Here is a 14,454-nt window from a genome sequence, read left to right as displayed (position 1 = left end):
TTAAACGCCATGGAATTGCCTTATTCCAACGCCAAACTGGAAGCTACCAATAATCTCATCAAAGTCATTAAAAGAAATGCCTTTGGTTTCAGGAACTTTGAAAACTTTAAAAAACGGATTTTGATTGCCTTGAACATAAAGAAAGAGAGAACGAATTTCGTCCTCTCTAGGTGTTAGCTTTTCATCTACCCACTACAGTTGACAAAGAGCCTTTTTATATTCTCTCACGTAACTTTTCAACAAATAAGTAGGCAGCGGGGCAGGTTAAGGTATTTTTTATCGTTAGGTGATTGATTTGATAAATCTTCTTACGATCAGTATGAGGAAATTCTCGACAAGCTTTCGGCCTAACATCATAAATACTACACAAGTTATCATCCCCTAAAAATGGACAAGGCATAGATTGAAAAACTTTATCGCCATCTTCATCCACCTGCAAATACATCTCTTCAAAAACAGGAAGCTTCATTCTAAAATGTTTAGCAATTCTGGTGATATCTGCTTCAGTAAAGAGAGGGCCCAGAGTCTTACAACAGTTAGCACAGGCCGTACAATCAATTTCTTGGAATACTTCTTGATGAACTGCTTGTACCAGCTTATCTAAATTTTTGGGTGCTTTTTTCTTTAGGCTAGCCAAAAATTTTCGATGTTCCCCCTGTTTTTGTTGAGCAAGTTGTTGATATTTTTCTAAGTCAATAGTTGTTTGTGACATCTCAATTTCTTTCTAAGGGTTCGTTTTCATTCTATTATACTATATCAAAAAGAAAAGGCAAATAGGCCTTTTCTTTTTTGATTATACTGATTTTTTACGTATAGCATAAAGTCCGTAGGTTGTGAGACTAACACCTAATAAAATAGCTAGGGCTGACTCTTTTGAGTTAGTCAACGGTAACTGGTTTTCTTTAGGAGAGGTAACGTAAGTCACAGGGACAGCAAGTGTCTTGACAGAAGTTTGAGCCGCATTTGTTGAGTAATTCAACGTTTGTTGAACATAAGGACGAGCTGTTCCATGAGACGAAGATTTTGTATAAGTTGTCCCACTAGAAGCAGAGTCTTTCTGAGTCTCAGTTTGAATAGGATCTGTTTTTGAAGTATTGGTTGTGTCTGTGACTTTACCAGGGTAATCGTTTTGATCAGTGTGGTTTGTTCCTGCTATCACTTCGAGATAATCCGCAAAACCATCTTGATCTGTATCCAATTGACTATCTACTGAAATCGTACGAGAGTTCGGATTCACCACTTGATACTGACTAAGATCAGCTGTGGCTAGGTAGTCTGCAAAAACGGTATCCATAGAAGGACCTTCTTCGCGAGGACCACCGAGCATAGTATAACCATCCCCACCTGCTGCAAGGAAGTCATTCGTTGCTAAATAGTAGGTCTTATCTAAATCAAGATCCAAATAAGATGCCGTATCGTGGTCATATATCTGAATCGCTAAAATTCGAGATTCTGGATCTAGGGCTGTATCGTAGTAAACCTTTGCACCTGAAACTTGTAGGAAGCCTCCACTTGCTTCTAGTAGGGGGCGTCCATTTTCATCAAGTACAGATCCACCATCAGCATTTACCTGCAAAATAGAGCCTAGTGATTTCACGAACATCTCTTTAATTTGTTGTCCAGTAACTGTAATTTGTGAAATACTATTACCAAATGGTAATACCGCTACGATATCACCTCTTGTAATAGGGGTGTCTTTTTTAATCGTCTCACGCAGACCACCACCATTGGTAACAGCTAGATTAGTCTTATGAGCAAATCCTGTTTGACCATAAGTCCATAAAGCATCGGCAACAGCATTACCAAGGTTGGTTTCACGGACACGCACATTCGTACGTTCGCCATTTAATTCAACTGAATTATTTTCAACAATCACTACTGCATTTTCAGCTTTTAGGCGAGCCTTAGCATCGGCAACTAGAGCAGCAACTTTTTCATTAGCAGTCACATCCGCTGTTTCTGAAGCAGAAATCACACCCGCAAGGACTCTATCTGAGTTCAGGGTTATTTTACCAAGGTTGTTAAGATAACTGCCAGTTTGGTTATAAGTGACATTACCATAAGTAGCTGACTCCAAGGTATGGGAGTGACCATCAATGACCACTACTTGTTTATCCGATAAAAGACTATTTTTAGACAATGCTTCAGCTAACGTTTTGCCTTGCCATTCAACAGGAGTTGTCGTATCAATACCGAGATGCGCTAAAATGATATAACGTTTATAGTTTGCACCTGTAGCTTTAGCACGCGCTTCAATCTCAGCAATGACAGTTTCCACTTCAGAAATAGGGTCTGTAAATGTTACCCCTTCAACATTTTTGGGATGTGTTTTAGTCGCTGTTTCAGGTGTTGTCACACCAATCACAACAACTTCATCACCAACTATCTCTTTGTTTTTATCAATTACAGTTGAAGCCTCAAATAAACGCGCACCGTTAACATAAACATTTGAACTAATCAGAGGGAATGTTAGTAGCTCATCTAACTTTTTCAACTGATCCAATCCAAAGTCAAACTCATGATTTCCCAATGTCATGGCATCATAGCCGATTTCATTCATAATCTTAGCGACATCTTCACCTTTTGAACTATTGGTGATTGGCAAACCTTGAAAAGCATCCCCAGCATCAACAACAATTGTTGTTTGATCTTTAGCACATTCTTCTGCGACAATTGTTGCTTCTTTAGCTACTCCAATAATGTCTTTGGCTTCTTCAATACGTCCATGCATGTCATTCGTATGAAGGATAACCATCTCATCTGATGAGCTGTCAGCTGCAATGGTTTCAGATGTTGCTGAAACAGCTGTGAGACTACTTGCTGTTGCTTGATTCAACTCATTTGTTGCCACTTCAGTGCTTTCAGATGTTGCTGTTGAGGCTGGATTTACTTCTGAAGAAGCTGACTCTGACACTGAGACAGTATCTACTGACAATGGACTAGCTTCTGAAGAAGCCGTCTCTACTGCTAAAGCTACGTCTGTTGAGGCTACATCTGTTGCAACCACTTCATCTGCTTGAGCATTGACTGAAAATAAAGCTGTTGCTAATGCAATAGTTGATAAACTTGGTACCAATAATTTTTTCTTTTTCACTTTTCCTATCCTTAACTTCTATAAACAATATTTCCTTGACAGATGGTATATTTCACCTGTCCTTTCAAGCTTTCTCCAATAAATGGAGAGTTGCCTGCTTTTGATGCAAAATCAGATCCGACTACACGGCTAGCATCTGGATCAAAAATCACGATGTCTGCTGGACCACCTTCAGCAAGATAACCAGCATCAAATCCATATAATTGCGCTGGATTGTAAGCCATCTTCTCCAAAAGTTCAGAAAGACTAAGATGACCGTCGCTCACTAGATGAGTCAAACCTAATGAAAGCGATGTTTCAAGACCTGTCATTCCTGATGGTGCTTGAGTCACGTCTGCTACATTTTTTTCATCTTGATGGTGAGGGGCATGGTCTGTTGCAATAACAGATATAACACCAGACTTCAAGCCTTCTATGACCGCTTTCCGATCAGATTCTAATCGCAATGGCGGATTCATCTTAGCATTGGCTCCTTTTTCAAGTAAGAGTTGCTCTGTTTTTGAAAAATGTTGTGGTGCCACCTCTGCTGTCACTTGAGCGCCTAATTTTTGAGCAAATGCGACAACTTCAACACTCTCTGCCTTAGATAGATGTTGAATATGCACTTTTGCTTGTCGATCATAAGCAATCATCACATCTCGAGCAATCATGCTATATTCTGCGACACCTGTTGCTCCACAAACTTGAAAATGCTTCTCAGCAATATTTTCATTTAAGCCCAAAACACCATTTAACTCAGGATCTTCCTCGTGTAAACTGATAAAAGTTCCATTTTTCTTAGCTAGATCCATGGCTTCTTTAAGCACTTTACTACTAGTAAGTGGAATGCCATCATCCGAAAACCCAACAGCTCCTGCCGCTAGCAAGCCTTCAAAATCCGTTAAATTTTCTCCATCAAAATCTGTAGTGATTGTAGCAACAGACTTGATATGAATAGCTTCTTTACTAGCACTCTCCAAAACCTCAGTTAAGGTTTCAACATCAGAAATAGTTGGATTGGTATTAGCCATCATCACTACCGTAGTAAAGCCTCCTGCTGCCGCTGCTAAGGCTCCAGTATGGATATCTTCCTTATGCGTCTGACCTGGCTCTCTGAAATGAACATGAATGTCAACCAAACCAGGAGCTACTACACAACCACTTGCATCAATAACCTCAGCTTGATCCTCTTTTAAGTCTTTTCCAATAGCTATAATCTTTCCGTCATTCACCAAAAGATCATAAATGCCATCAGTTTGACTTTGGGGATCAACGAGACGACCGTTTTTTATCAATAACATTCTTTATCCTCTTTCAATAGTTCTACACTTTTATCAGACTTATTCTAACCAATTAATAGGAGTTTGATTGGTTTTTATTAAAAATTCATTACTTCTAGAAAAAGGTTTGGATCCAAAAAAACCACGATAAGCTGACAAGGGACTCGGATGGGCACTCTCAACAATCAAATGAGTAGGATTCGTGATTAATTTTTTCTTTTTACGCGCAAATCCACCCCACAAGATAAATACAACAGGATCTTCCTTTTGGTTCACTAAGCGAATAATAGCATCCGTAAATGGTTCCCAAATCCCATTGGCATGAGCGTTCGGTTGATTTTGAGGAACGGTTAAACTAGCATTTAACAGTAAAACGCCTTGTCTAGCCCAAGATGTCAGGTCATGACTTTGACGAACCCCAATATCATCAAATAGCTCTTTTAGTATATTTTGAAGCGAAGGAGGAGCGGGGATGGCATCTGGAACGGAAAAAGATAGCCCTTGTGCTTGAGCTGGATTATGGTAGGGATCTTGCCCTAAAATCACAACCTTGACATCAGATAGAGCCGTCATCTCCAAAGCTTTGAAGACAGCCTCCCTAGGAGGATAAATAATCCCAGTTGTATAAACAGCCTCTAAAAATTGGTTTATCTTAGAAAAATAGCCAACCTCTAAATTAGCTTTAATCTTATCATGCCAATCACTATGTTTCATCACAACCTCCTTCTTCCTAATATTATATCAGAAATACAGCAGTAATTAGCGCATTTTATAGCTTTTTTAAAATTTTGTTAAATTAGAAATATTGATGAAAAAAAGGCTCGGAAAAACCGAACCTTTTATCGATAAACTGCCAAACGTTTTTCTAGATAGACTTGGAAATGCTCGAAAATAAAACATAAAAACCAATAAATAAAGGCGACTAGAACATACATCGACATGTAATCCCACTCTCTTCCACCTACAATTTTTGCATTTTGAAAAATATCAGGTACTGTAATCATAGCGGTTAGAGAGGTAGATTTAATCATATCTAACATGACATTACTAAGCGGTGGTACTGCTAGGCGAAAAGCTTGAGGTAAAATAATTCGACGAATAATCGTTGCTTTTGGAAGTCCTAAAGCCCTAGCTGCTTCCCACTGCCCCTTATCAACTGAAGCGATTGCTGAGCGAAAAATCTCTGAAATATAGGCACTGCTCACAATCGAAAAACCAATTAGAGCACAAAGTAGGGCAGGTAATTGAAGACCAAAATAAGGCATTCCAAAATATAAAACAAACAAAACAACAATCATCGGAACACCACGCATAATAGAAACATAGATCCGCGCAAAACGACTAAGAATAGTATTTGGAGATAAGCGTGCAAGAGATATAAAAAATCCCAAAACTAAACCACAAGAAAAACTAAATAAGGTAATCCCTAAAGTGTATTTTATACCGGAAAGAACAAACCAAAAACTGTTGATGATCAGTTCAATATCAATAAATTTCATCGTAATGTCCTAATTATTCAACATCAGAAACATCAATTTTCTCAAAGTCGTAATCTTTTTCAACAGATACATCTTGACCTGCAAAGAATTTTTCAGAAAGCTTTTTCAATGTGCCATCTTTACGCATCGCTTCAAGTTGCTCATTGATTTTTTCTTGAAGAACAGTATTTCCTTTTTTAATCGCAAAATTTGATTCAGATGGATTATAGTAAACATCTTCCAACACTTTTACAGGAATTTCTGGAAGGGCTTTAGTGGCCATTGTTTGTAAGTAAAAGTCATTTAAAATAACATCCGTACGACCATTGGCAACATCTTGAAGGTAAACATCATTAGTGACATTGTCATAAATCACAAGTTCTGCACCAAATTTTTTGGCAACTTTCATATAAGAAGTTGTCGCAGCCCCTGCTGCCTTTTTGCCTTTAAGATCTTCTAGTTTTGAAATTCCAGAATCATCCGATTGACGAACTACCATGGATCCAAATGAATATTTGTGAGAAGTGGTAAATAGGAATTTTTCTGCATTTTTACTATCTTTTTCAATAGAGTAACCTGCGACATCGACTTGACCACTATTAAGAGAGGACAGCATGCCGTCAACACCCATCTCAACAAATTCTACTTCAAGCTTTAAACGCTTAGCAACTTCTTTCATGATTTCAACATCATAACCTGTTAATTTATTATTGTCATCATGATAACTTTGTGGATAAAGCGTCCCAGAAGTTGCAACTGTAAGTTTACCAGCTTTTTCAATCTTATCCCAATTTGACTGAGCTTCTGACTTGCTTGACGATGTACTATTTGAGCAAGCAACTAGAACTAGACTAGCTAGTAGGGCAACTAGCGACAAAAGTTTTTTCATAATTAAAACTTCCTTTTTCATATTTTTTTCGCAAACTGAAAGTGTTTACAAGAAAAATTTACCATAAGAAAGTTTGACTTTCAAAGAATTTGCTTGTTAGTCATTGCACAAAGCCATATTCTAATTGTTGTTCATTTTCAAAAAGCTGCGCTAACTGCAATAAGAGGTCCTCTCTCCCCTTTGCAGCTGTTATCTGAACACCAATCGGTAAGCCATCTTTCGTTTTATAAACAGGTAAACTCATTGATGGTTGCCCCGTCAAATTAGCTTGTTGCGTAAAAGGCGTCCAAGCTAAACTTTTCTCAAACATGGTCCAGATAAGATCTTGTTGTTCCAACATCGTATATTCGGAGAGATGTAACAACTTTTCTTTCAGATCACTCGACAAATTAAAAGCATCTAACGGCGGAGCTACATCTGTGGTTGTTGGGGTGAGATAAAGGTCATATGTTTGATGAAACTCTGACATGATTCGACTATATTGATCCCATTGCGACAATGTTTTAGAAAAATCTTTGGCAAGAATGCTCTGACCGCTTTGATATATGGCCCAGGTCATGACCTCCATATCTTCTACCGTAACTTGTCTTCCGATAGCTTCCTCAATATCATCAAACATAGCAGCTGTCTCTACGCTGTTCATGATATAATACGACTTCATCGCCTCAATACCATCCACTCCTGTTTGATCAACTTCTATCAGCTCATACCCTTGCTTTTCCAGAAATCGTAAAGTTTTGTCCATAGCTTTCTTTGCAGCTTTTGAAATCGAATTTCCGATAGGTGAGCGATAAGAATAGGCAATTTTCAATGACTGAGTGAGCTGATTTTCTAGCTCTGCTTTTTTTAAAATAGGCAACGGGAAAGGACTTTCCATCTGACAAGTTTGCAAATAAAATAGCAGTGTCTTTGTATCTCTAACAGACTTGGTCAAAGCAAAGTTACTAGATGCTCCTTGCCATCCTCTAAAAGAGGTTGGACCTACAGGTATGCGTCCTCTAGTCGGCTTTAAGCCTAGCAAACCATTAAAACTCGCTGGAATACGAATAGAGCCACCACCATCACTAGCAGCAACAAGCGGAACCATACCACTAGATAAAGCCGCCGCTGCCCCACCGCTTGAGCCACCTGCATGCCTATTTAAGTCTAGTGGCAATCTAACTATTCCATGAAGGCTACTATCGCTAACATTTTTAAAACCAAACTCAGGGGTGTTGGTTCGTCCCAACACAATAAAGCCCAAATCTTCCAATTTTTTGACAAAATTATCCGTTTGAGCAGCTTTATAAGAAGCAAATAAACGTGAGCCACTGGTTGAAGGTTGTCCCTTTTGTTGCTGACCTAAGTCCTTTAATAATATAGGCACCCCACCAAATACCTTATCTGTAAAACTCTTTGTTTTAGCCAACACCAAGGCCTCATCGTATTGTTTGGAAACGACGGCATTAATTTTTGGATTTAACTTTTCGATTTGATCAATACAATAACAAACAGCTTCCTCTGTTGACACCTTCTTTTGTCGAATCTGTTGCGCAAACTCTATCGCATCCCAATTATTCATGACCTTCTCCTATAATAAAAAGAGACTAAAGTTCTATTGAGCTCAGTCTCACTTTCATTTTACTTTTTTGTCATTTTATCACTCAAGACTCAAGAATGCAAAGTATTTGATTAATCTTGCCACGTTTCTTGATTTTCTTTGAATTTTTTGAGTAATTGTAAGCCGTCTGCATTGATATAACCTTGGACCTTAGCCACTTTGATAAGCTCGGTATAGTTTGATAAGGTCACAAGCTCAACACCTGCTTCTTTGAAGTTTTGCTCTGCTTTTGGCAACTCATACGTAAAGATTGCAGCCACTCCTAACACATCTGCCCCCTCACGTTTGGCTGAGGCAACAGCATCAAGGACTGAGCCTCCTGTTGAAATCAAATCTTCAATAATGACCATTTTCTGTCCTTTGACAACACGCCCTTCAATCTGATTTCCTGCTCCGTGATCTTTTGGTTTGCTACGGATATAAGCAAATGGCAGGTCCATCTTATCTGCAATAATAGCACCGTGAGGAATACCTGCTGTTGCCGTTCCTGCAATGACCTCGACCTCTGGAAAAGCCTCCTTGATTTTTTCAACAAAGCCATTTTCAATTAAGGTACGCGTTTCAGGGTAAGACAATGTGATACGGTTATCGGTATAAATAGGTGACTTAATCCCTGATGCCCAAGTGAACGGATCTTCAGGTTTTAGGTAAACTGCTTTAATGTCTAATAGATCTGATGCGATTTGTGTTGCTAATGTCATAATATTTTTCCTTTCTTTTACACTTTATAATTAGACTTGTTCCCACTCTGATTTGATACTATGATAGGCGGTAACTGGATCTTGTGCTTGGGTGATGGGTCTGCCGACGACGATGTAATCAGAACCAATTTGAGCAGCATCTACTGGGGTCATAACCCGTTTTTGATCTCCTGTACTAGCACCTGATGGGCGAATTCCTGGTGTCAAGCAAACAAAATCCTCTCCTGTTGCCTCTTTAATCTTAGCCACTTCATGAGCTGAACAGACGACACCATCCAAACCTGCTTCTGCTGTTTTCTTGGCATAGTGAACGACGGATTCTTCTAAGCTAGTTTGAATATTTTGAAAATCACGCATCTGTTCTTCCGAAGTGGACGTCAACTGTGTCACTGCGATTAACACTGGTCCATCGCCTAAACCTTCACGCGCCGCTGCCATCATCTCAACCCCACCAGCTGCGTGGACATTAGTCATATCAACACCTAGTTGAGATAAGACCCGCATGGCTGATTTTACTGTATTTGGGATGTCGTGTAGCTTCAAATCAAGAAAAACACTGTGACCTAAATCCTTGACATAACGGACAATCTCAGGTCCTACAGCATAATAAAGCTCCATCCCAATCTTGACATACAACCGTTCATCTTTTGGAAATTTTGCTAAAAATTCCTTAACATCCTCAAATGTTGGAAAATCAAGGGCAATAACAGGTCTATTTTCTTTCATCTCTTACTTCCTTTCTCAATGCTTCTAAGCTAGTAATGCCGTATTTATCCATAACAGCAGGCAAGTCATCGATAATGCTCGGACAAGCATAAGGATCTACAAAGTTGGCCGTCCCTACTCCGATAGCAGAGGCACCAGCTAGCATCATCTCTAAGGCTTTTTCAGCGGAGTCAACACCACCCATCCCGATAATAGGTAGTTTAGAACTCTGTGCCACTTGGTGAATCAGCTTGAGCGCTACAGGAAAAACGGCTGGGCCACTCATACCACCCGTACCGTTAGCGATGATTGGTCGTCTCGTTTTTAAATCAAATCGCATACCAACTAGAGTATTAATCATAGTAAAACCAGTCGCTCCCGCATCTTCAACTGCTTTGGCAACTTGAGTGATATCTGCCACACTAGGTGTCAGCTTAACATAAACAGGGACATCCGAATGTTGCACACTTGCCTTAACCGCCTCATAAGCCAGCTCTGGCACTTGCCCAATCAATAAGCCTGCATTACCGTGATCCACATTGGGACAAGAAATATTTAACTCAATTGCTGCAACATTTTTAGCTCTTGATATTTTTTTAGAAACATAAGCATACTCTTCATTAGAAAAACCAGCAACATTGGCAATAATCGGTAACTGGGGATAGTTTTTTTCTAACCAAGGTAATTTCTCCGCTAAAACAGCATCAACACCAGGATTTTGAAGTCCAATCGCATTCAACATCCCTGATGGGGTTTCTGCCACACGAGGTGTCGGATTAGCAAAGCGAGGATTTTTTGTGGTCGCTTTAATCATGATAGATCCGAGGCGATCAAGGTCGTAATATTTGGCAAACTCTTGCCCAAAGCCAAAGCAACCCGAAGCAGGAATAATGGGATTTTTCAGGTCTAACCCTGGTAAGTTTACAGCTAGTCTATTTGACATAACCCCTCCTAATCTAAGATAATCTGACCTGTTTCAAAGACAGGACCATCTTCACAAACGCGTTTATTCACTGCATCTGATTGGTCTTTGACATGAACAACGCAAGCATAGCAAGCCCCCATACCACAGGCCATGCGTGATTCCATCGAGATATAGGTGTGTGGATGATCCGAAAACTGCTCATCCACATAACGTAACATCCCTGGTGCCCCACAGGCATAAACAGCATCTGCACTTAGCTCAAGCTGATCAAGAATGGTTGAGACATACCCTTTTGTACCGTAAGAACCATCGTCTGTTGTCACATAAACCTGACCGTACTTAGCTAAATCTTCTTCTAAAATCACAGCGTCCTTTGTCGCAAATCCAATAACAGAGATCACCTCAACCCCTTTGTTTGACAGCTGTTTTGCCAATTCGACAAGCGGAGGAACCCCAATCCCACCACCGATAATCAAAGCCTTATCACCAGCTTTCAAAAATGATATCTCAAAGCCATTTCCTTGTGGTCCCATGCAGTCTAGCTGGCTAGCAATGGGTAAACGAGAAAAAATAGCTGTCCCCCCACCTTCGACACGATAAATCAACGTGGCCTGCTGAGAGTTCCTATCAACTTGAGAAATCGAAATGGGGCGTCTGAGTAACATACTAGAGTCTGGAACTTTAATGTGTAAAAACTGTCCAATCGCCATCTCATCAACCATCTGTCCCTCAAGTACCATTTCAAAAATCTGTGGTGCAATCTCGCTTTGAGAAACCAAGGTCATCTTTTCTTTTAAAATCATACTGTCCTTTCTAAATGCTAAAAGATCAGCTTCTGATTCCAGTTTTCATGTTTTTACGATATTTTTGTAAAAAAAGAACCTTGCTAAAGCAAGGTTACACGAAAACAGGGTACTATGCACCCATTTGTTACTTGGAACCTTTGCAGCCTCTCTGGACTAAATTAAAGGTTATTTAATTTTCACCATTATAACGCTATGACAGCAGATTGTCAAGAATAAAATTAATATTACGATATTAAAATTATGTAAAATAGATGTCAGCTTCAATTAAAATTTTTATGCTATAATAAAATGACAAAATAAGAAAAGGAGATTTTATGCGACGCTTAGTTTTAAATATCGCGATTAGTCTAGATGGCTATATCTGTCGAAAAGATGGCCAGTATGATTGGATTAGAGGGCAAGACGACAATAGTTTAGATACGGAACTTCAATTTGACAATGAGCAGTTTTTTAAGTCTTGCGATACCGTTATTATCGGTCACGAAGCCCTGAAGGATTGTCCTATTGAAGATATTCCTCATCACAATCTAAAGACATTTGTCGTAGCAAGTCGAACACCAAAGGAAAATAAAGGAAATCTTCAGTTTACGACGGACATTCTATCTGTTATTAAAAAACTAAAACAAGAAGACGGCAGTGATATCTGGCTCTATGGTGGGGCTAAACTAGCAGATAACTTAATCAAAGACGATCTCATTGACGAATATATCATTGGTATTATTCCAACCATTTTAGGAGAGGGGCGTCGATTATTTGCACAACCTTTACCTGAACTACCTCTCAAGCTAGTTGAAAGCACGGTCGTCGATGGTATTGTTATGTTGCGTTATCAAAGGCGCCTATGATTAAAAAATCTAATCATTGAACCTCTCTTATCTTATAGCGTTTGGCTACTTTTATTGCTGTGGGGAGCAGATTTTCCACCACCAAAAGGATTTTGGGGTTTAGTTTTGCTTCTTTTCCTACTCATCTCTTGTCAGTATTACTTTTTTCTTTGGACTTGGTCGAATATAGCTCGCATTTAAGCCTGATAGCTAGTCTGTATGGTCTAGTCATTTGGCTAATCAACTGCTGTTTCTACTTATTACATAAAAGACGTCCCTAAGTCATCAGTCACTTAGGGACGTCTTTTCTTAAGCTCCAATCTGTATGCCAAGGAGTTTCTTCTTTTCTTCGATGTAATCAATCAACTCAAGTGTCAAATCATAACGCATAAAAGGGGTAATCAAATAAATGCCTTTATAATGCTCTAGAGCCTTATCAATTAACCGTTTACTTTCTGCTAAGGCAACCTGTTGACAGAGTGCTTTATCATCCTTGACCTGCTCTAACTTTTCTAGAAATTGTTGGGATAATTGAATACCTGGCACTTCATTATGGAGAAAAACAGCATTATTGTAGCTTGTAATTGGCATAATCCCCACAAAGAATGGCGTATCATAATCTTTTGTCACCAAAGCCATCTCATCGATAAGCTCTGGATTAAAAATCGGTTGCGTAATGAAATAGTCTGCTCCTGCTACTATTTTCTTTTCAATCATCTTGCCTGATCGAGAGAGATTGCGGACATTGGGGTTAAAGGCAGCGGCAGCCGTAAAGCGCGTTGCTTTTTTTAGAGAAGCACCACTGTAACCTTTACCTTGGTTTAACTGTTGAATTAGACTTAAAAGTTTAAAACTCGTCACATCATAAACACTGGTTGCACCTGGGAAATCTCCCATTTTTGAAGGATCTCCTGTAATAGCTAAAACATTGTCAAAACCTAAGACATCCATTCCCATCAAGCGAGACTGTAAACCAATCAGATTGTGATCACGACAAGCTAGATGTAGTAAAAATGGGGTTTCCAGTTCATCTTTTAACAAAGAAGCCAAACTCACATTACAAATCCGTGTCTTTGCTAAGGAGTTATCTGCCAAGGTAATGGCTGCAATGTCTTTTTGATCTAATGCTTTAGCTGCTTCGATAAATTTGTCTATATCCAAGCTTTTTGGAGGATCAAGCTCAGCAATCACTGTGATGTCTTTTTTAACTCTATCAACGATTGTCTCTCCTTGTGACACCACCTTAATCAGTTCTTCCTCACTAATCAGAGGGGTCACAATTTTTCGCTCAAGTGGTTTTAAACCTTTAATGCCTCGCTTGAGGGCTCTGATATGGTCTGGTGTCGTCCCACAACAGCCACCAATTAAGCGCACGCCTTCTTCTACAAAGAGTTTACTGCTGTACTCAAAATAATCCGCATTTTTACTAAAGTGGTAGTGACTTTTATCGCCATCTCCTTCCAAAGATAGGAGACTAGCATTTGGATAAACCGACAGATATGACTGGGCAAAAAGAGGAACTTGCTTTAGCGACTTAATCATATGATAAGGTCCTAGATGGCAGTTAAGACCAACAACATCAGCACCTGCCATGACCAGCTGACTAAAAGCTTCAACAAGAGGTTTCCCATTTTCTAAAACCCCTGCCTCAATCAAGGACAAATTAGTAATCAATGGAAGATCCGTCAACGGGCGCAGCTTATCCAAAACAGCTAGTAACTCTTCTAGATCATAGTAGGTCTCAAGTAGTAAACCATCCAGTTGTCCTGTTTCCAACAAATATGAGGCTTGCTCAAGCGTTTCTGCTACTATCTCATCTAAGGTTAAGTCACACTGCCTCTGCCCTCTAGAAGCACCTATGGTACCTAATACAAAGGTTTCAGACGTTGCAGCTTGTTTAGCTAATGTGACCGCTTGATGATTAATCTCTCTTGTCTTATCCTCATAACCATAAGCTTTCAACCGATGACGCTTTGCCCCATAGGTATTAGTCTGAATGATGTCAGCACCTGCTTCAATATAGGCTCGGTGAATAGCGACAATTTCGTCAGGGTGAGTTAGATTATAGGCTTCATGACAGGTTTCTAAACCATGCGCATAAAGAAGAGTTCCCATGGCACCGTCAGCCACTAAAATAGTTGTTTTTAATGCTTCCAATAAACGCGCCATGTCT

The 14,454-nt window shown here is 39.5% G+C and carries 14 protein-coding genes; 2 read left to right on the top strand and 12 right to left on the bottom strand.

The window, feature by feature from the left end; translation table 11 throughout:
• Window positions 1-177: transposase (locus ACVRWY_RS02805; protein ID WP_447455780.1), on the top strand; the 177-nt coding region annotated here is incomplete at its 5' end.
• A gap of 37 nt (window positions 178-214) precedes the next feature.
• Here ACVRWY_RS02805 and ACVRWY_RS02800 read toward each other — a convergent pair.
• From ACVRWY_RS02800 to ACVRWY_RS02750, 11 genes are all read right to left on the bottom strand, one after another.
• Entirely contained in the window at window positions 215-712 is a 498-nt protein-coding gene (locus tag ACVRWY_RS02800) for a YkgJ family cysteine cluster protein (protein WP_354368082.1), read from the bottom strand.
• An 81-nt stretch (window positions 713-793) separates the two neighbouring features.
• Window positions 794-3,094, bottom strand: a complete 2,301-nt coding sequence (nt5e, locus tag ACVRWY_RS02795) for a cell surface ecto-5'-nucleotidase Nt5e (protein WP_354368080.1) — start codon at window positions 3,092-3,094, stop codon at window positions 794-796.
• A gap of 11 nt (window positions 3,095-3,105) precedes the next feature.
• Window positions 3,106-4,374 carry a dihydroorotase gene (locus ACVRWY_RS02790; protein ID WP_354368078.1) on the bottom strand — a complete coding sequence of 423 codons (1,269 nt, stop codon included), beginning with the start codon at window positions 4,372-4,374 and terminating at the stop codon, window positions 3,106-3,108.
• Window positions 4,375-4,413: 39 nt separating this feature from the next.
• Window positions 4,414-5,067 (bottom strand): uracil-DNA glycosylase, encoded by a 654-nt coding sequence (locus ACVRWY_RS02785; RefSeq protein WP_354368076.1) that lies wholly within the window; start codon window positions 5,065-5,067, stop codon window positions 4,414-4,416.
• A 125-nt stretch (window positions 5,068-5,192) separates the two neighbouring features.
• A complete protein-coding gene (locus tag ACVRWY_RS02780) occupies window positions 5,193-5,852 on the bottom strand; it encodes an amino acid ABC transporter permease (RefSeq protein WP_354368074.1) in 660 nt (219 codons plus the stop codon).
• A gap of 13 nt (window positions 5,853-5,865) precedes the next feature.
• Complete coding sequence (locus tag ACVRWY_RS02775; protein WP_354368072.1) at window positions 5,866-6,720, bottom strand: transporter substrate-binding domain-containing protein; 855 nt, start codon at window positions 6,718-6,720, stop codon at window positions 5,866-5,868.
• A gap of 100 nt (window positions 6,721-6,820) precedes the next feature.
• Complete coding sequence (locus ACVRWY_RS02770) at window positions 6,821-8,281, bottom strand: amidase (protein ID WP_354368070.1); 1,461 nt, start codon at window positions 8,279-8,281, stop codon at window positions 6,821-6,823.
• Between the two features lie 110 nt (window positions 8,282-8,391).
• Window positions 8,392-9,021 (bottom strand): orotate phosphoribosyltransferase, encoded by a 630-nt coding sequence (pyrE, locus tag ACVRWY_RS02765; protein WP_354368068.1) that lies wholly within the window; start codon window positions 9,019-9,021, stop codon window positions 8,392-8,394.
• Between the two features lie 30 nt (window positions 9,022-9,051).
• Complete coding sequence (gene pyrF / locus ACVRWY_RS02760) at window positions 9,052-9,747, bottom strand: orotidine-5'-phosphate decarboxylase (protein ID WP_354368066.1); 696 nt, start codon at window positions 9,745-9,747, stop codon at window positions 9,052-9,054.
• Entirely contained in the window at window positions 9,734-10,669 is a 936-nt protein-coding gene (locus ACVRWY_RS02755) for a dihydroorotate dehydrogenase (RefSeq protein WP_354368064.1), read from the bottom strand. Before ACVRWY_RS02755 ends, pyrF begins: the two co-directional genes overlap by 14 nt.
• Window positions 10,670-10,677: 8 nt before the next feature.
• Complete coding sequence (locus ACVRWY_RS02750; RefSeq protein WP_354368062.1) at window positions 10,678-11,454, bottom strand: dihydroorotate dehydrogenase electron transfer subunit; 777 nt, start codon at window positions 11,452-11,454, stop codon at window positions 10,678-10,680.
• Between the two features lie 317 nt (window positions 11,455-11,771).
• Here ACVRWY_RS02750 and ACVRWY_RS02745 point away from each other — a divergent pair, with 317 nt between their 5' ends.
• Window positions 11,772-12,302 carry a dihydrofolate reductase family protein gene (locus ACVRWY_RS02745; protein WP_354368060.1) on the top strand — a complete coding sequence of 177 codons (531 nt, stop codon included), beginning with the start codon at window positions 11,772-11,774 and terminating at the stop codon, window positions 12,300-12,302.
• Window positions 12,303-12,590: 288 nt separating this feature from the next.
• Here ACVRWY_RS02745 and ACVRWY_RS02740 read toward each other — a convergent pair whose 3' ends face one another.
• Entirely contained in the window at window positions 12,591-14,450 is a 1,860-nt protein-coding gene (locus tag ACVRWY_RS02740) for a bifunctional homocysteine S-methyltransferase/methylenetetrahydrofolate reductase (protein WP_354368058.1), read from the bottom strand.
• Window positions 14,451-14,454 lie beyond the last annotated feature (4 nt).

The organism is Streptococcus porcorum (assembly GCF_053203725.1).
Note: the sequence above shows the minus strand (reverse complement) of the source record. Positions and strands in the feature narration are given on the sequence as shown.